Origin of the sequence: Staphylococcus sp. FSL K6-3157, from assembly GCF_038005145.1 — a bacterium.
Classification (GTDB): Bacteria; Bacillota; Bacilli; order Staphylococcales; family Staphylococcaceae; genus Staphylococcus; species Staphylococcus equorum.
In genome coordinates this window covers 603,947-623,696 of record NZ_JBBOSM010000001.1, presented here as the reverse complement: position 1 = coordinate 623,696, position 19,750 = coordinate 603,947, and the positions used below count along the sequence as shown (strand labels likewise).

General features: G+C 33.4%; 22 protein-coding genes. 6 read left to right on the top strand and 16 right to left on the bottom strand.

Features of this window, described 5'->3' with window-relative positions:
- Nucleotides 1–24: 24 nt before the first annotated feature.
- A complete protein-coding gene (locus MHB47_RS02730) occupies nt 25–837 on the bottom strand; it encodes a metallophosphoesterase (protein WP_031265850.1) in 813 nt (270 codons plus the stop codon).
- A 231-nt stretch (nt 838–1,068) separates the two neighbouring features.
- On the opposite strand from MHB47_RS02730, the gene MHB47_RS02725 reads away from it, so the two are divergent.
- A complete protein-coding gene (locus MHB47_RS02725; RefSeq protein WP_340754982.1) occupies nt 1,069–1,569 on the top strand; it encodes a GNAT family N-acetyltransferase in 501 nt (166 codons plus the stop codon).
- 71 nt (nt 1,570–1,640) lie between these two features.
- Here MHB47_RS02725 and pcp read toward each other — a convergent pair whose 3' ends face one another.
- The 5 genes from pcp to MHB47_RS02700 all read right to left on the bottom strand — a co-directional run bounded on the left by pcp (nt 1,641) and on the right by MHB47_RS02700 (nt 6,367).
- Nucleotides 1,641–2,282, bottom strand: a complete 642-nt coding sequence (gene pcp, locus MHB47_RS02720) for a pyroglutamyl-peptidase I (RefSeq protein WP_340757269.1) — start codon at nt 2,280–2,282, stop codon at nt 1,641–1,643.
- A 51-nt stretch (nt 2,283–2,333) separates the two neighbouring features.
- Entirely contained in the window at nt 2,334–3,260 is a 927-nt protein-coding gene (locus MHB47_RS02715; RefSeq protein WP_340754981.1) for a DUF979 domain-containing protein, read from the bottom strand.
- Nucleotides 3,253–3,957, bottom strand: coding sequence for a DUF969 domain-containing protein (locus MHB47_RS02710; protein WP_103170243.1), 705 nt, complete (start codon nt 3,955–3,957; stop codon nt 3,253–3,255). The genes MHB47_RS02715 and MHB47_RS02710 overlap by 8 nt, the downstream gene beginning before the upstream one ends.
- A 222-nt stretch (nt 3,958–4,179) precedes the next feature.
- Nucleotides 4,180–4,620 (bottom strand): DUF805 domain-containing protein, encoded by a 441-nt coding sequence (locus tag MHB47_RS02705; protein WP_340754977.1) that lies wholly within the window; start codon nt 4,618–4,620, stop codon nt 4,180–4,182.
- A 127-nt stretch (nt 4,621–4,747) separates the two neighbouring features.
- The gene (locus tag MHB47_RS02700; RefSeq protein WP_340754975.1) at nt 4,748–6,367 is read right to left on the bottom strand and encodes a M20/M25/M40 family metallo-hydrolase; all 1,620 of its coding nucleotides are present in this window, start codon (nt 6,365–6,367) and stop codon (nt 4,748–4,750) included.
- A gap of 265 nt (nt 6,368–6,632) precedes the next feature.
- Between MHB47_RS02700 and MHB47_RS02695 the strand changes: the two genes are divergently transcribed.
- The 5 genes from MHB47_RS02695 to MHB47_RS02675 all read left to right on the top strand — a co-directional run bounded on the left by MHB47_RS02695 (nt 6,633) and on the right by MHB47_RS02675 (nt 10,844).
- Nucleotides 6,633–7,145 carry a DUF4242 domain-containing protein gene (locus MHB47_RS02695; protein WP_002506764.1) on the top strand — a complete coding sequence of 171 codons (513 nt, stop codon included), beginning with the start codon at nt 6,633–6,635 and terminating at the stop codon, nt 7,143–7,145.
- Nucleotides 7,146–7,302: 157 nt separating this feature from the next.
- Nucleotides 7,303–8,043: an ABC transporter ATP-binding protein gene (locus tag MHB47_RS02690; protein ID WP_340754973.1), complete on the top strand. Its 741-nt coding sequence runs from the start codon at nt 7,303–7,305 to the stop codon at nt 8,041–8,043.
- A gap of 13 nt (nt 8,044–8,056) precedes the next feature.
- The gene (locus tag MHB47_RS02685; protein WP_107510564.1) at nt 8,057–9,016 is read left to right on the top strand and encodes an ABC transporter substrate-binding protein; all 960 of its coding nucleotides are present in this window, start codon (nt 8,057–8,059) and stop codon (nt 9,014–9,016) included.
- A 5-nt stretch (nt 9,017–9,021) separates the two neighbouring features.
- On the top strand, nt 9,022–9,783 hold the full coding sequence (locus MHB47_RS02680) for an ABC transporter permease (RefSeq protein WP_021338540.1): 762 nt from the start codon (nt 9,022–9,024) through the stop codon (nt 9,781–9,783).
- 14 nt (nt 9,784–9,797) lie between these two features.
- On the top strand, nt 9,798–10,844 hold the full coding sequence (locus tag MHB47_RS02675; protein WP_340754971.1) for an acyl-CoA dehydrogenase family protein: 1,047 nt from the start codon (nt 9,798–9,800) through the stop codon (nt 10,842–10,844).
- A gap of 245 nt (nt 10,845–11,089) precedes the next feature.
- Here the strand turns inward: MHB47_RS02675 and MHB47_RS02670 are convergent, their stop codons facing one another.
- The 10 genes from MHB47_RS02670 to MHB47_RS02625 all read right to left on the bottom strand — a co-directional run bounded on the left by MHB47_RS02670 (nt 11,090) and on the right by MHB47_RS02625 (nt 19,600).
- Nucleotides 11,090–11,851 carry an alpha/beta hydrolase gene (locus MHB47_RS02670; RefSeq protein ID WP_002511509.1) on the bottom strand — a complete coding sequence of 254 codons (762 nt, stop codon included), beginning with the start codon at nt 11,849–11,851 and terminating at the stop codon, nt 11,090–11,092.
- Nucleotides 11,852–11,870: 19 nt separating this feature from the next.
- Nucleotides 11,871–12,560, bottom strand: a complete 690-nt coding sequence (locus tag MHB47_RS02665) for an ABC transporter permease (RefSeq protein WP_002506758.1) — start codon at nt 12,558–12,560, stop codon at nt 11,871–11,873.
- Nucleotides 12,560–13,504 (bottom strand): osmoprotectant ABC transporter substrate-binding protein, encoded by a 945-nt coding sequence (locus tag MHB47_RS02660; RefSeq protein ID WP_340754969.1) that lies wholly within the window; start codon nt 13,502–13,504, stop codon nt 12,560–12,562. Before MHB47_RS02660 ends, MHB47_RS02665 begins: the two co-directional genes overlap by 1 nt.
- Before the next feature lie 15 nt (nt 13,505–13,519).
- Nucleotides 13,520–14,155 carry an ABC transporter permease gene (locus MHB47_RS02655; protein ID WP_277582297.1) on the bottom strand — a complete coding sequence of 212 codons (636 nt, stop codon included), beginning with the start codon at nt 14,153–14,155 and terminating at the stop codon, nt 13,520–13,522.
- Nucleotides 14,155–15,339 carry a betaine/proline/choline family ABC transporter ATP-binding protein gene (locus tag MHB47_RS02650; protein WP_340754965.1) on the bottom strand — a complete coding sequence of 395 codons (1,185 nt, stop codon included), beginning with the start codon at nt 15,337–15,339 and terminating at the stop codon, nt 14,155–14,157. Before MHB47_RS02650 ends, MHB47_RS02655 begins: the two co-directional genes overlap by 1 nt.
- A 304-nt stretch (nt 15,340–15,643) precedes the next feature.
- Nucleotides 15,644–16,117, bottom strand: a complete 474-nt coding sequence (locus MHB47_RS02645) for a thioesterase family protein (protein WP_340754963.1) — start codon at nt 16,115–16,117, stop codon at nt 15,644–15,646.
- Nucleotide 16,118: 1 nt separating this feature from the next.
- Nucleotides 16,119–17,084, bottom strand: coding sequence for a 3-hydroxyacyl-CoA dehydrogenase NAD-binding domain-containing protein (locus MHB47_RS02640; RefSeq protein WP_340754961.1), 966 nt, complete (start codon nt 17,082–17,084; stop codon nt 16,119–16,121).
- On the bottom strand, nt 17,081–17,971 hold the full coding sequence (locus MHB47_RS02635; protein ID WP_340754959.1) for a BKACE family enzyme: 891 nt from the start codon (nt 17,969–17,971) through the stop codon (nt 17,081–17,083). The genes MHB47_RS02640 and MHB47_RS02635 overlap by 4 nt, the downstream gene beginning before the upstream one ends.
- 192 nt (nt 17,972–18,163) lie before the next feature.
- On the bottom strand, nt 18,164–18,712 hold the full coding sequence (locus tag MHB47_RS02630; RefSeq protein WP_046465936.1) for a TetR/AcrR family transcriptional regulator: 549 nt from the start codon (nt 18,710–18,712) through the stop codon (nt 18,164–18,166).
- Nucleotides 18,713–19,000: 288 nt separating this feature from the next.
- The gene (locus tag MHB47_RS02625; RefSeq protein WP_340754956.1) at nt 19,001–19,600 is read right to left on the bottom strand and encodes a YdeI/OmpD-associated family protein; all 600 of its coding nucleotides are present in this window, start codon (nt 19,598–19,600) and stop codon (nt 19,001–19,003) included.
- Nucleotides 19,601–19,750: the final 150 nt, after the last annotated feature.

The following is a 19,750-nucleotide window of genomic DNA, read 5'->3' as shown; positions in this document are numbered from 1 at the left end:
CATATTCTCGCCCCTATAAGGTTACTAAAAAATTGAAATACTATATAATGCATGATTGATTTCCTGTTCTATATCAGCTGAACGCCATTCTCTTTGATAACCTAAACATGGACAAATGTATGTGATACCGCGTTCTTCAAATGCATTTCTAAAATGAACATGCCCCATAATGCTATAGCGAATATCGTATTGTTGATATAGAGTATCAAAATCTGACGTTCCTATAAACGCATTAAAATAATCAAATATACGATGTGGCATTGGCACTGCAAATTTCGGATGCGTTACGATATGTGTCATAAGTATCACTTTTTTGTGTTTAACTTTTTCAATATCCTTTGCCGTTTGTTTGGCTGCAATGCGAGATAGTTTTCTATCTTCCATAGGCCAATCAATTTTAACTTTATCTTGCCATGTTGCACCGTAATACTTTCTACGAGCAATTCTTTCAATTGAAAATTTAGGATCCGCATACGTATAATCATACCATCCTGTGTTCCCAACAATGGCCCATTCATCATTTATGTCATAAGGTTTTCCAATTAAGCACGATTCCATCGCCATATAAAAATCTAAAATCTCAGCTGATGTGGCACCTGTATCTGTAGACCAAAAATCGTGATTTCCCGGAATAAATAATACTTTTATTTGTGTTGTGCTTTCAAGCCGCTCAATAAATTGCTGTGTTAAGTTATAATTATTGGAGATATCTCCTGCAATTAGCAACATTTCTATACCTCGCTGATTTATAACTTTAATTAATACTTGTTGATAATCTTCAGGTTTCAGTGTCTTATGTCTATCTACATGCAAATCTGAAATCATACCTATTTTCATATTTATCACATTCCTCTACTTCATAACAGTATCATTATTACATACTCTCTTATAGTTCATTAAGTAATCCGCATAATTTTGAATTGTTTTAATTAATAAAATATAAACCATTAACACAACGTCATCACGTAATATATTTATTCTACATTACTATTGAAAGTGTAAATATTTCTTTTTAAAAATAAATGATGCTATAATAATATCAATTTAGTATATAAAGGAGGACATTCTATGGAGTTTACAATTAGAGCCTTGTCCGAAGAAGATAAGCACGGTAAAGCGATAGTTCATTATGAAAGTTGGCTGGAAACTTACGATGACATAGCTAAGAATGATTACTTAGAAAAACTTGATAAGGAAAAGTTTATCAAGCAGTCCTCCTTACATGATGTACCAACATTAGTTGCTATTGTTAATAACGAAGTTGTAGGTTTTATTTCCTATGGCAAGACACAAACATCAACGTCTTCAGATGATTGGAGCGAAATCTTCGCATTATATCTATTAGAAGAATATCAACGTCATATGATTGGCTTTGCGCTAACACAGCGTGCATTAGAGTTATCTTATCCAGATAATGTAATGCTATGGGTTGTAGAAGAAAATGACAATGCTATCAATTTCTATGAACAGGTAGGCTTTAAACGAACGCCTGAAAAAAAACCTACCTATCTCGGTAAAACATATAATGAAATAAGAATGAACTTCACAAGAACTGAACACGACCAATAATTAAATCATAATAAACAAAGCGTACCTCCTACATAATGTAGACGTACGCTTTGTTTATTATAATGTAAGTGTTAGTGTGTTTCTCCTAACGCTACTTTGATATCTTTATCTGATTCAATGACCACTTCAAGCGCTACTTTCAAACCTTTAGCGATTGTCTCTAGAGACATCGATGGCTTTTCTACCTTATCTGCAACTTGTTCAGGTATGAATGGAACATGGATAAAACCAAATTTAATATTTGGAAACTGTGTCGCCTCTAAGTAACCAAGTTGATATAAAATATGATTGCATACAAATGTGCCAGCTGTATTAGATAAACGTGCAGGTACACCTTGTGATTTTATTCCCTCAGTTATACGTTTAACCGGTAGATTAGAAAAGTAAGCAGCTGCTCCTGTTGTTTGTATGACTTCATCAATTGGTTGATTGCCTTCATTATCTGGAATACGTGCATCATCTATATTGATTCCGACACGTTCCGGTGTTAATTCAAACCTACCACCTGCTTGTCCAATCGCTAAAACAATATCATATTCTTTTTGATTTAATTGTTCTTCTACGACCTCTTTACTTTTATGAAATACAGTTGGTATTTCTAATTTATCTATCTTATGACCATCAATTTCATCTGGCAAAAGTTTTACAGCTTCTAAAGCAGGATTAATTGCTTCTCCACCAAAAGGATCGAAACCCGTAATTAATATATTCATCATTTAATAGCCTCCTTTATTTTTAATTCACTAACGCTCAATAATTATGATTTAAAAAGCCCAAAAATACATTAAACCAATGTGTACAAAAATTAATATAAACGCGATAGGTGCTTGTGCTTTAATAACGCCAAATTCATCTTTCATTTCTAATAATGCTACTGGCAATGTATTAAAGTTTGCTGCCATAGGTGTTAACAACGTTCCACAAAATCCACCTGTCATTGCTAAAGCACCAGCTATAACAGGGTCTCCACCTTGAGCTATAACAAATGGAATACCAATACTTGCCGTGATAACCGTAAATGCTGCAAAAGCGTTGCCCATTAGCATCGTAAATAATACCATGCCTAATACATATGCTGTCGCTCCTAATAAATGATTGCCTTCCGATAAAAATGAAGATAGCCCTTTAGAAATAACATCTCCAACACCACTAACAGTAAATAGCACACCTAAAGCTGCTAAAAACTGAGGTAATATACCTACAGTGCCAATCTGTTGTGTTAATCTATCACTATCATAGAGCACATATTTGCTATTAGGTTTAATTACAACATAAGCTGCTAACAACCCTAAAACAGAGGATACACCTAAACCAATTGCGCCGCCTAAGGGCGTCCAATTTGATACTGCAATTGCAGCCACAGCTAGTATAATAGCTGGAATAAATAATTTATTACCATATTTTTTTGCACCTTTATCTCCTGTTGTTTCATCAACATCAATGATATTTTTGATTATTACTTGCTTAAATAATGTTAATCCACCCATTACTAAAATAAATATACCGTTTATTACATTTGGTATATAAGGACCTATGATAAAAGTTGTTGCTAGCAAAATCCAAAATAGGGCTGTACCATACTTCTTCTGATGTGACGAAGCTTTTAATACACGATATGCTGTATAAAGTAATTGTAAACCTATTAATATGTAAAAGAGCTCTAAAATATTATTTAATGTATTTTCACTCATTTTTGTTCACCTGCTTCGTGCCATACTTTTTCTCTAAATACTTATCAAACCTTATGTTATTAATCCACACAATAATGAAAACGATAATTGCAATTGGTAATGATGCGAGAACAAGATCGACTGCATCTACTTTAATGCCTAATGACTGAAACGTTCCAACCATTAGTAATACACCTGCTGCGCCAACAAATAAATTTTGTCCAAAGAAATTACCATAATTTTCCATTGCAGAAGCTTGTGCTTTTATCTTCTCAATATCTGTTGCATCGACTTCTTCATCTTTTAAGTTATAACGTGTTTTTAATGCACCTTGTACCATCGGATTAATCAGTGGCCTAACAAATTGTGGATGTCCTCCTATACGAATCGACGCCACACCTGCTAGCTCTCTAATAACTAAATAAATTGTCATCAATCGTCCACTCGTTACACGCTTCACCTTTCCTATTAAATTAGAAGCTTGTTTTTTCAATCCAAACCTCTCTATTAATCCAACCATCGGTAAAGTTAAAATGAACAACGTCACCAACCTATTATCTACAAACGCCTTGCCCAATGTATCTAGAATTTCATAAATATCTAATCCTGATACAATTCCAGTAACTACTGCGGCAATTAAAATTACTGCAATAGTATCAACTTTAAAGACAAATCCTAATATGATAATCAAAATTCCTATTAATTTTAACCATTCCATAAAATCCCTCCTTTTTACTATAGTATAAATTTATTATTCCTAAATACAATGAATTTTCAGAAAAATTATGTTGATAACTCGCTTTTATGAAAATCCACAAAAAAGAGCGGGAGTATGAAATCAAATTTTGATTTCATACTCCCGCTCCCACAAAGCTAACTAGTAAAAGTTTAACTTCAAGAATAACTGTTATTTAGTTTAACTTACTCATGAGATTTATTTTTATAACCATTTCAATTCTGACTCAGGAACTTCACGTGAAGGTAATAGCGTCTCAACAATCAATATAATCGTACAAATTATTGATACAACATTTAAGAATATTGCAACGCTATTGATTTGTATAATATCAAACAAGATATTAACAAGAATCGATAAAATAATTAAAATGAGTGCAGTAACCCTTTTTCTACCTGCATCATAAAATCTTCTTAACGTCACTGAAACCATAGGTACCATGATTGCTAAAGCAAATATACCAATAAGTGCAGATAAAATCGCTGCGACAATAAAAGCGCCTGTTATAAAGCTAATTGCGCCGATTAACGCTACGATAAAGATGCCAATGATATGAACCAATACTGGTGTCCAGAACTCTAGTCTATCTGATTTCCCTTTAAAGTCAGCATATCTCTTCCAAAAACTTTTATACGCCTCTATCATATTGTTACCACTCCATTTTCTTCTTATGGAATTACCTGTGCAATGAATATATTCACTAATATATCGCACTAACCTATACACTAACAAGCATTAGATTATAAAAATTTATTTAAGAAAAGATTACAAGTTATTCTTGCTCTTTTGCTGACTCAATATAAGAATTAATAATTTGTTCTAAAACAACAGGTAATTCTTCAAATGCACTTTTTTTATGCAAACGTTCACTGACTTTATGTGCGTCTTTACCTATCGGTCCACATAATAATATCGGTGCGCTAATAGCTTGAATAACTTCAAATGGTAGTTGATATGTTTTATTAAAATTAGGCGTATTTTTTTCATAGGCAGCAATTTGTTCCATATCTCCATCAAAGTTCAAATAACTACTATCACTAATACCATTAAAATAGTGAACACGTTCACTTTGACGTTGAAATTGATCGCGTAACGTTCGACGCACTAATTCAACCGTTGACTCAATACGCTTATCGTAAGACGAATTAACAGCAGGATAATATGGTGTTGCAAAAAATGTCACTACTGCTGGTGCAATATCTTTACAAGTTTGCATTAACGTATCAGCAACGTTGACACTTTGTAAATGTAACTCGTCTGTCTCTTGGATCGCCTTATCGATTTGCATAGTTATATATGCCTCTCCATGTTGTTTAATGGCATATCGCTTTAATTGCTCATATGTGAGCACATTAATTTTCGTATCAAATTCTTTCTCTTGCTCTTCTAATATAGAGAGCCAATCACTTTCACAACGTTCTGTAGCGTGTATTACTGAATCGATAAACTGTCTAAACACATCAGCTGGTTTATTTTTAAAAAGAAAAACATTAAACAATCCTATTGTTCTGAATGGTGTTTGGACATCGTACGCCAATTTATAATCTCTCATATGCAGAGATACTGGAACGGGCGTTGCATCATTTTCAAAAACTTCTCTAAATGCATTGTTGTATTCAATCTCTTGAGTAATATAACTCATCATAAAGTTAGAACTCAAACCATCTAATGGATTACCTACATGCGTTTCTTTGCCATAACATAATACACCAGGCATAATTTTTCCAATTGACCCTGAATATATATAATGCTTTTCATCAGCACCAGCTTGTTGAAAAGTAGGTTCACTATTTAAATGAAGTTGTATATCTAAATGATATTGTTGCTTTAGCTGGGCAATTGCTTCTACTGCTTTGCGCATCCCCGAAGAGTTGACTTCTTCATCTGGCACTGTAACTAAAATTAAATTAATGTCCCATGCTTCAACACTAGCCAATTCAATTAATGAAAGATGCAACATGAGCCCTGCTTTCATATCCATTGTGCCTCGGCCAAATAAATAGGTGTCATTGTTTAAGTCTTCAATTGCTTCTGCATTTAAATAATGATGATTTGGGGAAAATAATGATTTTAATTCATCTGGATTAAACGCATTGCAATGAAAATTACCATAATCTTCTACACCAACAGTGTCATAATGACTAATTAACACAATTGTTTTTGCCGAAGTATTTGCTTGATAAAAGGCAACAACAGCTTCCTTATCATCTTCAGTTTGTGTCAATTGAATATGCTTTTTATGTTCTTGAAAGTATGTAAGTTGTAACAATAGCTGCTTTACGAAGTTTGGAAATGTTAGTTCCCCTTCAGAATTCGTCACTGTTGGATGATTCACTAATCTCTTTAATAAATTCAATCGATTTTCGTATGATTGCCATAGCAATTTCGTCACTTTATCCCCTCCGTTTGTAAGCGTTTTCTCAAGTATAATATGTATTGAAATTCAATAGCAATAGATTTAATTATAAAAACGATATTTTAACGTATTTAATAGTTTCTCAATCGACACTTAGTTACAATTGAATGTTCCTAACTATAATATTCTATAAATTAATTAACAGTTTTCAGAAAATTAAAATTACATGTCATTATATCCTTGTAATCTGATAAGGATTGTTGTATTATTCATGTATTATCAATCTTGGAGGTTAATATTTATGACATTATATTTACTAGAAGCAAATGACTTAGCTTTTGCCTCAACAAAAAGCGAATTAGAAAAGAAAGCAGCTGATTTAACAACTGCTGAAGTACCAACGCTTATCGAAGTACAGGCGACAGAAGACCTTACACACGGATACTTTATCGTTGAAGCTAATGATGATACTGAAGCGAAACAATTTTTAGAAGATGCTTCAATTAATATAAATCTTGTTAAAGAAGTACGTTTAGTTGGTAAAGAATTAGAAGACGTTAAAAAAGGTGATGCACATGTAGATTACCTAGTAACTTGGAATATTCCAGAAGGCGTTTCTATGGATCAATATTTAGCACGTAAAAAGAAAAACTCAGTACATTATGAAGAAGTGCCTGAAGTACAATTCCAACGTACTTACGTTTGTGAAGATATGTCAAAATGTATCTGTTTATACGATGCACCAGACGAAGATGCTGTTCGCCGTGCACGTAAAGCTGTAGATACACCTATCGATGATATCGAGAAAATATAAAGAACTACTTTCTCAATGAAATTGAGATTAGTAGTTCTTATGCACTTTTTTCAAAATAAAAAATTAAAACCAATCACTTCACGGGCTATGTGTATGCATAGCCCTTTAGTGTAAGGATAAACCATACTAAAACGATAAGATTAATCGAGGTGTTGTAATGATTCACATTGACCACGTTCAACATCAATTTGGCGATAACCAAGTCATTAATGATTTTGAATTAAATATAGAAAAAAGTAACATCGTAACTTTTATAGGTAAAAGTGGTTGTGGTAAATCGACGTTATTAAATATTATTGGTGGTTTTTTAACACCAACTTCAGGGACAGTAAATATTGATGGAAAAATTAAACAAACACCATCACCTGATTGTTTAATGATATTTCAACACCACAACTTACTTCCTTGGAAAAATATTAACGACAACATACGTATTGGTTTGTCTCAATACATAAGCAATGAATACATTAATAAACAGTTAAAAACCGTAGATTTAAATCATAAAGGAAAATTATTCCCAGAAGAATTATCCGGTGGTATGAAACAACGTGTTGCGCTTTGTAGAGCACAAGTACACCAACCAAATGTCATTCTCATGGATGAACCTTTAGGCGCTTTAGATGCTTTTACACGTTATAAATTACAAGATCAGCTTGTACGTTTAAAAGAGCGCACAAAAGCAACAATCATTTTAGTTACGCATGATATTGATGAAGCGATTTATCTTTCAGATAATATCGTGCTACTCGGTGAGGGGTGTGAAATTATCAATCAATATAATATAAAACAATCTCATCCTCGTAACCGCAATGATAGTCATTTACTAAAAGTTAGAAATGATATTATGGAAAAATTTGCGTTAAATCATCATATGGCAGAGCCAGAATATTATTTATAAGGAGTGTTAAAAATTGAAAAAATATATTGCTTTTACTTTAATACTCCTACTTATTCTTTCTGGTTGTAGCCCAAATAAAAATCAAGATAGTCAAAATAGTGACAATAAAAAACAAACTATAAAAATAGGCTATCTTCCAGTAACACATTCAGCAAATTTGATGATGACAGAAGAAATTCAACAAAAGTCTAAAAAATCTGGTTACAAACTTGAACTCATACGTTTTAATAATTGGCCAGACCTTATGGATGCATTGAACAGCGGTAAAATCGATGGTGCATCTACACTGATTGAACTTGCAATGAAATCAAAACAAAAAGGCTCAGATATTAAAGCAGTCGCCTTAGGTCATCACGAGGGCAATGTGATTATGGGACAAAAAGGTAAAGAAGCTTCTGATTTTCACAATCACGGAGAATACAGTTTTGCTATCCCACATCGTTATTCAACACATTATTTATTACTAGAAGAAATGCGAAAGCAAATGAACTTAAAATCTAACACTTTTAGTTATCATGAAATGGCTCCAGCAGAAATGCCTGCAGCGTTAAGCGAAAAGCGAATCTCGGGTTATTCTGTCGCGGAACCATTCGGGGCACTGGGAGAAAAATTAGGTAAAGGCGATACTATAAAGCATGGTAGTGATATCGTTCCAGATGCTTATTGTTGTGCACTCGTACTCAGAAGTGATCTTATTGATCAACATCATACAGTTGCCAAAGCATTCATGTCAGATTATAAACAAGCTGGTTATAAAATGAACAACAAAGAAAAAAGTGTTGATGTCATGGCAAAAAACTTTAAGCAAGATAGAAAAGTTCTAGAACAATCAGCAGAATGGACATCATATGGCGATTTAACAATTAAAAAAGATGGTTACAGTAAAATTACAGATTTAGTAAATGATCATAATCTTTTTAAAGCACCTGCTTATAAAGATTTTGTTGATCCTACGCTATATAAGGAGGGATAAATGAAATGACAGCTAATTTAGTCAAAAAATGGACATTACCAATCATTACTTTCATCATTTTCCTATTTATATGGCAATGCGTAATATGGATTGGAGATTACCAGCCCATTCTTTTACCGGGACCCTTACTAGTAGCAGAAAGTATTTGGCAGTTCATTATTACCGGGGAAATATTCTCACACTTAGGTATTAGTTTATTTCGCTTTATTGTAGGATTTGGATTTGCAGTTATCGTAGGGGTTCCTGTTGGCTTTTTATTAGGACGCAGTAATGCATTATTTGATGCAATAGAACCGCTATTTCAATTAATTAGACCAGTCTCCCCTATTGCATGGTCGCCGTTCGTCGTTTTATGGTTTGGTATAGGAAGTTTACCGGCGATGGCAATTATATTTATTGCAGCATTTTTCCCAATTGTTTTTAATACAATCAAAGGGATTCGAAATGTGGAACCACAATACTTGAAGATTGCGTCTAATTTAAATTTAAAGGGTTGGTCATTATACCGAAACATCCTCTTCCCTGGTGCATTTAAACATATTATGGGCGGTATACATATGGCAGTTGGAACAAGTTGGATATTCTTAGTTTCTGGAGAAATGATTGGTGCACAATCTGGACTTGGATTCTTAATTGTTGATTCACGGAATATGTTGAATTTAGAAGATGTTTTATCTGCCATATTCTTTATTGGGGTATTCGGATTTTTAATTGATCGCCTCATTAGTTATTTAGAGAAAATGATATTAACACGTTTTGGTGAATAAAGGAGAGTATATTTATGAGTTTAAAAACACACATTGAAAACGAATTAGATCCCTATTTAGTAGAAATTGATGACGGTTCACATTATCCTAAAACCTTCATTCAAACTTTATTTGAAGAAGGTTATTTTAAAGAAAATGATGTCAAAGCAAATTCAGAAGTCATCGAAGAAGTATCAAAATCTTGTCTGACAACGGGCTTCTGTTTATGGTGCCAACTGGCATTTTCTACCTATTTACAAAATGCAGAACAACCGCATTTAAATAAAGAGTTACAACAGCAATTACTATCAGGTAAAATTTTAGGTGCTACAGGATTATCAAATCCGATGAAATCATTTAATGATTTAGAATCTTTCAACTTGTCACATCACTATAAGGATGAGCAATTCATTGTGAATGGTAGATTACCTGCGATTAGTAACATTGCTTCAGAGCATTATTTTGGTGCTATTTCTAAATCTGAAACATCAGATGAACTTGTAATGTTTATCGTTCAAGCCAATCAAGAAGGCGTTAATATAAATGAAATGTCTACCTTCTTAGGTGTAAATGGTTCAGCAACATTTTCAATTGAAATGAATGATGTGCACATACCTGAAGCACATATTATTACACACGACGCAAAAACATTCGCATCTAAGATACGTCCACAATTTGTAGCGTTACAAATACCGATTGCATTAGGTTCAGTACGTTCATCACTTGATTTAATTCATAAATTCTCTAATGCACAAAATGGCATTAACAAATATTTAGAATATGATGTTCAAGATTTTGAAGCACGTTATAATAATATAAAAAATCAATTTTACAATTTATTAGATACACATGATTTACACAATCAATTTGGTGACTTGATTGATTTGAAAAAAGAAGCCGGTTATTTACTACTTGAAGTCAATCAAGCATCTATGGTTAACGGGGGTTCTAGAGCATATTCACCTCGTGCACCTCAAGCACGTAAATTAAAAGAAGGCTTTTTCTTTGCAGCGCTAACGCCAACATTAAGACATTTAGGTAAACTACAAGAAGAATTCAAAAGCAGCAATGCTTCAGTTTAATAGCTCAATTTAAAAAAGTAATAACTTTTATATAATAGGAAATTACTTGTTGATATTTTTATTTTTAAGTAATAGCAGTTATTGGGGCGACTTCTGACTAGTTAATAAAGCATTAGCTGGAAACTACAGGATGAGCTGTACCCGCGAAAAGCGTGCACACAAAATTAGACAAAGTCTCAGACTTTGTCGACATACTAAAACAGCGAACAACTGTGTAAATACAGTTGTTCGCTGTTTTTCTGTTACTATGCGTTAACAAACCATTCGATTGCACGTTTAATACTTTGATCCCAATAAGCATAATCATGTTCGCCAGGTCCATCCTCAAATTGATATGGAACTGCTTTTTCATCTAAATACTTGATAAATTGTTGATTATCTTCGTGCAATTCATCTTCTGTGCCACACATGATGAGTAACTCCGGAATAGCTTTATTTTGGTCTACTGCTTGATCGACTAAATGATATGGATCTAAGTCAGTACCTTTAACCCTTTTACTTGTTCCTGCTATAGCTTCACCTGAGAAATCATACCAATCAAAATCCATAAGGTGTTGACCATTAAATACTGCTGATAACGGACAAGCTTTAGCAAAACGATGTCCTTGTGATAAAGCATATTTAATAGTGCCATAGCCACCCATAGAATGCCCAGCAATAAAATTATCTTCTCTTTTATCAGATAATGGTAAAATTTGATGCGCATAATCTAACACTTCTAATACATAATCAAAATAGTTATGGCCATAAACCATGTTACTATATCCACTATGGTCCGCGTTTGGCATAATGACAGCTAATTGATGCGTATTAGCATAACGTTCAATACTTGTGTAACGCATATAAGAAGTTTCATCACTTGAAAGACCATGTAGTAATAATAAAGTTTTCAATGGTTTCGGTTGTGCTGCTTTATTAAAGTAACTTTCATCTTCCGGTAAAATCACCATAAAATGATGATGCATACCTATTGTTTTAGAATTATAATTAATTGATAAAATTGCCAACTTTAATCACTATCCTTTATTAATTAACACTTTGTGGCTTATGCTTTGCTTTTTTCTGTGTTTTGTTAGAAGGATCTAAACGTTTTTCTAAAAATCTCAATCCAACGTCAATTAGAATTGCGATTAATGCAATTGGAATTGCACCTGCAAGAATAAACGTTGTGCCATCTGTTGCGTTTGTACCACGAATAATAATGTCACCTAAAGTTGGTGCTCCAATAAATGACCCAACTGCTACAACACCAATTGCTACAACAAGTGCGATTCTTAAACCACCTAAAATTACAGATAAAGACAACGGTAACTCAATTAAACGTAACACTTGGTTTCTTGTCATACCCATACCTTTACCAGCATCTTTAATGTTTGCATCAACGCCAATAATACCTGTAAAAGTATTTTTAATTATAGGTAATAATGCGTATAAGAACACTGTTAAAACAACTGTATTTGGACCTAAGCCCATCACTAACATTAAAATTGCTAACATCGCAATAACTGGTACAGTCTGTATAATATTGGCAATTGTAATAATCGTCCATGATAATTTTTTATATCTAGCAATGATAATCCCCAATGGAATACCTACGATTGCTGCAAATAAAACGCCATATACTGACATTAATAAATGCTTAATGAATAAATCCCATAGGTAGCCAAAGTTGACTGAATAATATTCGACTAATTGCTGTAATAAATTACCTTCCATTAGTTTTGACCACCTTTCTTATCGTCTTCAAAATAGTTGTGTGCTTTCAAGAATTTTTCAGCTACAACAGCTGGTTCTTGACCTTCACCATCTGCTTGATAATTAAGCTTTTGCATTTCTTCTGTTGATATTTTGCCCTCCAACTTATTAATAATTGGTTTTAATTTTGGATGTTTTTCTAATAAACTATTCGTTGCTACTGCACTCGAATCGTATGGTGGGAAAAAGCGTCTATCGTCTTCAAGTACTTTTAAATCGTACCCCTCAATACGTCCATCCGTTGAATAACCAACTGCTACTTCTAGATTTCCTGAATTTAAAGCATCATATACAAGTCCGATTTGCATTGGACGTACTGTATCAAAGTCAAATCCATATTCTTTCGTAAATCCTGGATAACCGTCACCTTCACGATGTAACCACGAACTGTCCACGCCAAGTCTTAACTCATCACTATATTTTTCTAAATCTGAAACAGTTTCTAAATTATATTTCTCAGCTGTTTCTTTAGTAACCATAAATGCGTATGTGTTCGCAAAACCATATGAATCAAAGAATGTTTGATCAAATTTCTTTTGGAACCCATCTTGAGTCGCTTCCATCGCTTTTTCAGGATCTTTTATTGGATCTTCTTTTAAAGCGCCTGTTAAATCTGTGCCATTATATCTTGCCCCTGACATATTTGCATCACCATTCACTAAAGCATTATGTTGAATGGTACTTGAACCTAAATTGTTAATTAATGATGGTTTAATCTGACCATCTGTGTCATGTTCTATTAAAAGCCTCAACATATGAGACATAATTTGTGATTCACTCGTTGCAAGTGCTGTAATTTTAACTTCATTATCTGAGCTGCTACCACTTAAACCAGGTAAACTACATCCAGATAACACCGTCAGACACAGTACAAGCACGATACTATACTGTTTAAACTTCTTCATAATGTCCTCCTTTTATTATCTGGATACTTTTAAGCCTTTTGGAACAGCCCATTTTTCGACTATTGAAAGTAATACATCTACAACTAAAGCTAAAATTGTTACAAGTATAGCTGCACTTACAATCATCAATGGATCATATAAATTTAAACCGTTAAATACAAAGTCACCTAAGCCGCCTGCACCAACATAACTTGCTAGCGTCGCCCAACTGATTACATATACAGATGATAATCGAATACCACCTAATATAAGTGGTAAAGCTAACGGTAATTCAATATCTTTCATAAGTTGTAACTTGGTCATTCCCATACTTGTGCCAGCTTCTTTAATATTATTGTCGATGTTTTTGACGCCTAACACAGTATTATTTAATATTGGTAAAAGTACATAGATAAATAATGCTACAATTGCAGGTAATTTCCCCACGCCAAATATTGGTATCATGATAGCTAATACCGCAAGTGTTGGTATTGTTTGAAGCACACCAGCAATTGTGAGTACGATATTTGAAGTTCTTTTCATTTTGGATAAGATAATGCCTAATGGAACAGCCACTACGATAGCGATTAACAATGCGATCATTGAGATATAAAAGTGTTCAGCTGTTTTTGATATCAGTTGCCCACCATATTGCTCTATGAAAACTTTCATTATTTATCAGCTCCTACATTTTCGGGCTCTACTATTGCATTTTGATCCGCATTGTCATCTTCGTCTATTTCGCCCCAAATACTGTCATAAACAATATCCACTAGGTTTGCTCTCGTAACTAATCCAATTAATGTTTCACCATCTTTATCCACTACCGGAACGTTTCTTACATTTCGTTTTAAAATTGTACGTACTGAATCTTGCAATTTACTGTCTATTCTTACTCTATAAATATCACGTTGCATCGTATCGATAAGCTCTTTGTTTGCACGTAAGCCTTGGTTAATGTCTTCAATATCTAAGTAACCTAGTAATCTATTGTTATTACCTACCACAAAAATAGTATCTACACGACGTTCTCTCATGACTTTAACTACTTCGTTCAGTGAACGATCTGCGTGTACAGTTACTGGTTTAATCATTGCATCTTTAACTGTACGCATATTTGGACGATCTTGAATTAATCTATTTTGACCAATAAAATCACGTACGAAATCGTTTGCAGGATGACGTAAAATATTATCTGGTGTATCAAATTGTATAACTTGTCCTTCAGACATAATACAAATTTTGTCTGCTAGCTTAATCGCTTCATCCATATCATGCGTAACAAAAACAAATGTTTTACCTAATTTTTGTTGTAATTCTTTCACTAAATCTTGTAATGTATCTCTCGTAATCGGGTCTAATGCACCAAATGGTTCATCCATTAAGATGACATCTTGTTCAGCAGCTAATGCACGCACTACCCCAATACGTTGTTGCTGTCCCCCAGATAATTGAGATGGATACCTATCTAAAAACTCTTCTGGTAAATCTACGAGTTTAATTAATTCTTTCGCTTTACGTTCTTTCTTTTCTTGAGACCATTTTAATAATTTCGGTACTAAAACGATATTTTCTCTGATTGTCATATGAGGCATGAGTCCTATTTGTTGAATTACATAACCAATTTTTCTACGTAATTCTACTGGATTCATTTTGCGGACATCTTTGCCATTAATTGTTATTTGTCCCTCAGTAGCTTCTATCATTCTGTTAATCATTCTTAAAGCAGTAGTTTTACCACTACCACTTGTTCCTATAAACGCAATAAATTCACCAGATTCAACATCTAATGATATATTATCTACAGCTTTCTTCCCACCGCCGTAGACTTTTGATAAGTTTTTAATACTTAACATGGTTCAATTCCTTTCTATGTACATATTTTTAAATTAAAAATATTTCATAATAAATTTAGGACTATCTGTGGATGTTATACAAATTCTAAAATAAGTAACAACATAGCTACAAATAGCCCTAATTTATTCGTTTTGGTTGTTAAAAAACAAATCAATTATACAATAAATTAAAATTTGATTTTGTTACCCTATACAATAAGATACCTTAATTAATAAAAATAAACAATTTATACTTATGAATTTTGTTTCTTTAAACATTCAATAAACATAGTTAATCAATCGTTTCAAATTGATTTCAATTATACTATTTATGCTTAATGCCAATAAGATGACCAAGCTCTTGAGGCTTATTTTTAATCGTATTTATAGTAGCATAATCTTCAATCGCTTTTTTTATCATTTCTGGAAATACTTCGGGCTTATCTATAGCTGTATTCATTCCCATGAGCATTACTTCATAAGTTGCACAACGAGATTGATTTGCATCTGTTAACGTCATAAACACATGTAAACGTTTCGCATCATAATCATATAGCTCAACATTAACCGAGATTAACTCATCTACTTTAATTTCTTTTAAATACATCACATGATTTTCTAAAGTAAACACTGTGTATTGGCTTTGTGCTATCGTCTCTTTATCTAGTCCTAGATAGGCAAGCCAAGCATCTGTCGCATCACTAAAAACACGATTATATTCAGCATCATTCATATGACCATTGTGGTCTACCCAAATATCTTTCACTTTAGTCGTATATTCAAACTGTGAATGTATCATATTAATACTCCGAAGGGCTTGTGGCTTTTTTCATTGATGGTGTATCTTCTGGCCAATATTCTTCTGCTAATTTTTTTACTTTGATTAAGAATTCGTTGCGTTTCTGATCAAGCTCTGACATTGTTTGGCCTTGTGATGATGCTTCACATCCATTAACGACTTCTTCATATAAATCTTTCGTTAATTCTGGTGCTACTAATTTAGTCCATGGTTTTTTCAAAGCTGGGCCAAATTGTTTTAACATGTGGCGCATGCCACCTTCTCCACCTGCCAAATGGAAAGTCATGAACGGTCCGTATTGTGCGTAACGCAATCCTGCTGCATGTGTGAATGCTTTATCTACTTCTTCTGTAGTAGCTATGCCATCATTTACAATATGCAATGCTTCTCTCCAAAGTGCTTCCATTAATCTATCAGCAATATGACCTTCTATTTCATGTCTTACATGCAGTACGTCCATGCCGATACCTTCATAAGCTTGTTCAGCTTTTACTGTCGTTGCTTCCGCAGTTAATTGTCCTGGAACAATTTCTACAAGTGGTAAAATATATACCGGATGGAATGGATGAGCTACAACTAAACGCTCTGGATGTTGTAAGTTTCGCTGTAACTCTGAAGGTTTAATACCTGAAGTGCTTGAACCTATTGTTGCATCAGGTCGTGCATAAAAGTCTATTTCAGTCAGTACTTGCTCTTTTAATGATTCAATTTCAGGCACATTTTCTTGTATATGATCTGCTTCTTTAACGGCTTCTTCTAAATAAGGTGTAAATGTAAGATTTTCTAATGAAGCACCTTCTGCTAAGCCAAGTTCTTCGGCATATGGCCAATTTTGTTTTACTTGTTTCAACATTCTTTCATATGCGCCTTCACTTGGATCAGTAGCGATTACTTCATGGCCATGTGCTAACATTCTTGTAATCCATCCACTACCAATAACGCCTGTACCTACGACTGCGAACTTCATTTTGCCCCTCCTTGTGGATCTCTAAGTTGATATTTTTCACGCGCTTCAGCTGGCGTCATTGGTTCTATATCTAAACCTTGTAATATTTCTACAGCCTTTTCAACGAGTTGTTCATTCGTGGCTTTGACACCTTTTGCCAAATATAAATTATCTTCTAATCCCACACGTACATTGCCTCCACGTTTAGCCGCTTCTTCTACTGTTGGAAATTGCATTCTGCCAATGCCAAATGCTGACCAGTGTGCATTTTCAGGTATACGCGTCTTAAAGTATTCTATTGTTTCAGCGTCATTTTCTGCTCCCCAAGGAATGCCAAGACAGAATTGGAACATTGGCTCTCCTTCGATTAAACCTTCATTTATAAGTTGCTTAGCAAATGATATATGACCACTGTCAAAACACTCTAACTCAGGTTTCACACCAGCATCTTTAACAAGTTGTGCTTGTTCTCTTAACCAACTTGCTGGGCTTAAATAAAGCGTGTCACCCATATTGACACTACCACAGTCTAGGGTACACATTTCTGGTAATAATGCGCCTACAGGTTCGTGTCTTTCTTTTGGTGTTTGCATGTCTGTTCCTTTTGCGCCAGTATATGGATCTTCCAGATTCGGGATGAAGTCTCCTCCTCCACCAGAAGTAATATTTATAACAATATCTTCGTCTGCTTCTCTAATTAATCTCACAGCTTCTTTAAAAAATTCAACGTTATGACTAATGCCACCTGTTTCTGGGTCCCTAGCATGTATATGTGCCACAGTCGCTCCTGCTTTTGCACATTTTATCGCTGAATCAGCAATCTCTTGTGGTGTTACAGGAACATTTTTATTTTTTTTTGTAGTATCTCCAGCACCTGTTATAGCTGCTGTTAGCATAACTTTCTTCATTAATATAAACCTCCAACAGAGTTTTTTAATACATCGATTAGTGTACCAACCAGACGGTTTAGTTTCAACCTTATAAAATATAAAAAAGGGACTAATCAATTTTTAATCATTGACTATCCCTATATTATCAGTGCTTTACATGAAATTTTCATTTAATTATTTTTTTATAATTTCTATTTTTATCGACCCTTTTTAATCGATTTTTTCATTTTTAGTATAAGTTGTTAGTCTTTCTAAAACTTCAGCTCGCATCGAATCATCTATGGCATCTAAACCAAATATTTCAGACAGCCATAGCCCATCGACCGCCATTCGAATAATTGTCGCATCAACTTTGTCTAATCCATCATTCTCAATATTGAATTGCCATTCTTTATATGTGTCTTGTAAAGGTAATAATAAATTACTATTTATACCTTGTGCAGCTAACATTCCTGAAGTGATAGATGCATTTTCCGAACTGTATTCGCGTGTAGCATCTATAAATGCGCGTATCCATTTACCTTGTTGTTGGTCATCACCTTGCACATGTTTATCAACGTTAATTCGATATATTTCGTCTGCATGATCGACAAGTCCTTGAATTAATGCAAATTTGTTTTTGAAATGATACAACAAGCCACCTTTACTTACGCCTGCTTTCTTAGCAACAGCATCCAAAGTTAAATATTCACTGCCTTGTTCATTAACGATAGATGCAGCTGCTTCTAGTAATTGTATCCGTTTAGAAACTCTTGGCATTAATACACCTTCTCTCTAAAAGTACGTTACGAGTTGATATCTCATAACACTTTTTATATTCGAGCAAACTATAAACGATAATTGTTAAAGTTGCAACTGTATCTTTTTATTATTAATTAAAATAATGACCATTAAACAAGCGATATGAACTAAATACACGTTTTATTTTATTTATATTAAATATGAATAACTCTTAAAAATCATTCTACACTTTTTTCAGCTTACTTAAATTACGTGGCTATTTTTCTAGACTTATTCTGTAATTTTAATATCAACTTCAAGTCTATATTATTTATCATCTATACCCTTACCTTCTAAAATATGATCCACATATTTTTCAACACGTTTTTCACGTGTTGTCGCTCTTTTAGCTTGTCCGATATGAAACATGTACTGTCTCTGTCTACCGGGTGTTAAATTATAAAATGCTTCTTCAAGTTGAGGGCTGTCATTTAATTTTATTTGTAGTTCTTCTGGCATTTCATAGTCTGCTGTTTTTTTCATTGGCACTTGCTTGCCTGATTTTTCAATTCTTATTGCTTCTTCAACATACCATTTAATTTCATCTCTTCGGTTTTCAACTTCTTCTAGGCATTCAAAGCGCAACTGTCTTGCAGCTTGAACATTTTTCGTTTGTTGAATAAGTGATTGATATGGGTCTTCCATGATAGACCCTTTTTCAAAAAGTAAAGCACAATAATGTTTAAAATCTTGAATAATCACTACATTTTTATTCTCTAACGTGTAACAAGGGTGCATCCATTTATAATCTTCTACTAATTCAGTTTCTCGAATAATTTCACGCATTATTTTAAATTCATCTTGCCATTGTTTTAATCTATCAATAAATGCATTTACTTTAATATGATCATCTTGTTCATTAGCCATAAAAATTACACCTCTTTATAATTAATTTATTTATATTTATTCTACTATGAAATGATTAATTTTATCTAGATTTAATCTTTTTAACATTTATACTAAGTTTTCCGATTGATATACTATGAATTGAATAGTTGTTATGGTATGATTTTTTTA

Coding starts and splice junctions, on each gene's coding strand:
- MHB47_RS02730 (WP_031265850.1), bottom strand. CDS start 837: ATGAAAATAGGTATGATTTCAGATTTGCATGTAGATAGACATAAGACA.
- MHB47_RS02725 (WP_340754982.1), top strand. CDS start 1,069: ATGGAGTTTACAATTAGAGCCTTGTCCGAAGAAGATAAGCACGGTAAA.
- pcp (WP_340757269.1), bottom strand. CDS start 2,282: ATGAATATATTAATTACGGGTTTCGATCCTTTTGGTGGAGAAGCAATT.
- MHB47_RS02715 (WP_340754981.1), bottom strand. CDS start 3,260: ATGAGTGAAAATACATTAAATAATATTTTAGAGCTCTTTTACATATTA.
- MHB47_RS02710 (WP_103170243.1), bottom strand. CDS start 3,957: ATGGAATGGTTAAAATTAATAGGAATTTTGATTATCATATTAGGATTT.
- MHB47_RS02705 (WP_340754977.1), bottom strand. CDS start 4,620: ATGATAGAGGCGTATAAAAGTTTTTGGAAGAGATATGCTGACTTTAAA.
- MHB47_RS02695 (WP_002506764.1), top strand. CDS start 6,633: ATGACATTATATTTACTAGAAGCAAATGACTTAGCTTTTGCCTCAACA.
- MHB47_RS02690 (WP_340754973.1), top strand. CDS start 7,303: ATGATTCACATTGACCACGTTCAACATCAATTTGGCGATAACCAAGTC.
- MHB47_RS02680 (WP_021338540.1), top strand. CDS start 9,022: ATGACAGCTAATTTAGTCAAAAAATGGACATTACCAATCATTACTTTC.
- MHB47_RS02675 (WP_340754971.1), top strand. CDS start 9,798: ATGAGTTTAAAAACACACATTGAAAACGAATTAGATCCCTATTTAGTA.
- MHB47_RS02665 (WP_002506758.1), bottom strand. CDS start 12,560: ATGGAAGGTAATTTATTACAGCAATTAGTCGAATATTATTCAGTCAAC.
- MHB47_RS02660 (WP_340754969.1), bottom strand. CDS start 13,504: ATGAAGAAGTTTAAACAGTATAGTATCGTGCTTGTACTGTGTCTGACG.
- MHB47_RS02655 (WP_277582297.1), bottom strand. CDS start 14,155: ATGAAAGTTTTCATAGAGCAATATGGTGGGCAACTGATATCAAAAACA.
- MHB47_RS02650 (WP_340754965.1), bottom strand. CDS start 15,339: ATGTTAAGTATTAAAAACTTATCAAAAGTCTACGGCGGTGGGAAGAAA.
- MHB47_RS02645 (WP_340754963.1), bottom strand. CDS start 16,117: ATGATACATTCACAGTTTGAATATACGACTAAAGTGAAAGATATTTGG.
- MHB47_RS02640 (WP_340754961.1), bottom strand. CDS start 17,084: ATGAAGTTCGCAGTCGTAGGTACAGGCGTTATTGGTAGTGGATGGATT.
- MHB47_RS02635 (WP_340754959.1), bottom strand. CDS start 17,971: ATGAAGAAAGTTATGCTAACAGCAGCTATAACAGGTGCTGGAGATACT.
- MHB47_RS02630 (WP_046465936.1), bottom strand. CDS start 18,712: ATGCCAAGAGTTTCTAAACGGATACAATTACTAGAAGCAGCTGCATCT.
- MHB47_RS02625 (WP_340754956.1), bottom strand. CDS start 19,600: ATGGCTAATGAACAAGATGATCATATTAAAGTAAATGCATTTATTGAT.